A 1,977-nucleotide genomic window follows, 5' to 3' on the forward strand; every position below is an offset into this window, starting at 1 on the left:
ACTTACAAAAAATATTTCCATAGATTGATAGATAGGCGGGGGCGACCTTTCGCTTGAATAGAATATACTTAGCCGAGATATCGGACCACAGGCTTCTTTGAAGCCTGCCTTAAGTTTTTTTATAGGGTAAAATACCTCATATCAGTAAATCTCCCCTCCTACTTTTAGTCCACTAGGCACTTTTTCAGGAATAGATTTATCATAAGATTCATCGTTTAGCGTACCTAGAAATTCAACAATTGCAGAAATATCTTTGAAGTTGACTTTAAGTTTCTTCACCAAAGGGTCAATTTGTTCAGGATTAATTTTTGATTCTGCAATAGTACCTCCAGCTAAATCTTCATAAAACTCCAAAACATTGGTCAATGTTTTCAATTTCCCACTATGCATATAGGGAGCTGTAAGCCTTAAATTCCGTAAACTTGGTGTTCTAAAGCCATTTGTTTTATTAATACCATCATCGAAAAAAGTGAGTTTTTCGTTTGCTTTTGGAGCTAATACATGTTGTTTAAAATCAGAGAACATTGGCCCATTGTGGCAATTTATACACCCAGCTTTTCTAAAAGCTTTCATGCCTTCTATCTCATTATATGACAAGGCGGTAGCATCACCACGCATATATTTATCAAATCTAGAATTGTTAGCCACAATTGTCCTTTCATAGGTGGCAATAGCCTTTGAAAGGTTATCAATATTTACAGCATTTTTACCAAAAGCTTTTTCAAAAAGCATATTATACTCTTTAATCAACTTGATTCTTTTTACAACTAAATCTAAAATTTCATGTTCTTCAATAGATTTTCCACGCATTTCTTCCATAGTTTTAATAGGCTCAAGTGCTTGCTTTTCAAGACTTTCAGCTCTTAAGTCCCAAAACATTGGAGCACTATTTGGATTTACTTCACTTTCAGAGTTGAAGCCATTAAAAGCCACATTTACAATGGCTTGAGAATTTCGTTTTACAAAAGGGATTTCGTTCGGGCTATTAAATTGTCGCTTACTTCCAAAACCATGGCCATTTACACCAATACTTATTTCCAAATTTTCCGCAAATCCAAACTCAGGATGATGGCAAGTGGCACATGCAACGTCCTTATTTCCAGAAAGTATTGGGTCAAAAAAGAGTAGTTTACCTAGGTCAGCATTTTCTTTTGAATGAGGATTATTTTCTGGAAAAGGAATATCTAATGGAAGTGCAGAAACTACGAGAGAATCATCTTCTTCAATTACTTCTTTTTCCTTCTTGTTTTGGCAGGAAATAAATCCAAAAAACAATACCATTAATAATATTCTGAGCATACCATGAGGTCTTTTGAAATAAAACTATGTAAAATATAAACCTTAAAATATGTAATACATCAGTTTTTGCCTGAATTTTTAAAAAAAATATTTCTAATTTTTAAAGAAACATGGCATGCTTTTTTCTCAGATTTCAAAAACAATCCATAATAAATGAAATATCTAATTCTTCTCCTATTCTTAAGTTTTCAATCTTTTGCTCAGATTAATTTTAACCCTTATTTTAAAAAACTCAATTTAGTTACTTCAAAAATAAATGTAATTAAAGTCATTGATGCTAGGATTGATAAGGATTTTACTTTTATTAGTCAAGATTCTGTTCAAAAACTCGAAACCAATGGGCCTTTAAATTTACTTATTCAAGATTTTATAAATTCAAGTTTACCAATAAATAACAAGAAAAATCAAATTGTAATTAAAATAAATGATTATCAATTTGGGTCGAGAATGGAAGAAAAGAAGACAGTTGTTTGGTTTTATACTGATATGGAGTTTTTCAAAAAAACAGATAATGGATATCTTAAAATTGGAGATATAAATGATTGCAAAGAAGCTAAAAATATTGACAATTTAGAAATAGCAATAAATCGTCTGCACTGGAAGCTCTGGAACAATATGTTAGATGATATTGAAGTAAATCTTAAACATATTAACAAAAATGCATTAATTGAAGAAAAA

The 1,977-nt window shown here is 31.0% G+C and carries 2 protein-coding genes; one reads left to right on the plus strand and one right to left on the minus strand.

Features of this window, described 5'->3' with window-relative positions; all coding sequences use genetic code 11:
• Nucleotides 1-141: 141 nt before the first annotated feature.
• Nucleotides 142-1,299: a cytochrome-c peroxidase gene (locus tag EGI22_RS15475; RefSeq protein ID WP_255069339.1), complete on the minus strand. Its 1,158-nt coding sequence runs from the start codon at nucleotides 1,297-1,299 to the stop codon at nucleotides 142-144.
• 153 nt (nucleotides 1,300-1,452) lie between these two features.
• Between EGI22_RS15475 and EGI22_RS15480 the strand changes: the two genes are divergently transcribed.
• On the plus strand, nucleotides 1,453-1,977 hold a 525-nt coding region (locus tag EGI22_RS15480; RefSeq protein ID WP_255069340.1), incomplete at its 3' end, for a hypothetical protein.

Source organism: Lacihabitans sp. LS3-19 (genome assembly GCF_024343575.1).
Taxonomy (GTDB): Bacteria; Bacteroidota; Bacteroidia; order Cytophagales; family Spirosomataceae; genus Leadbetterella.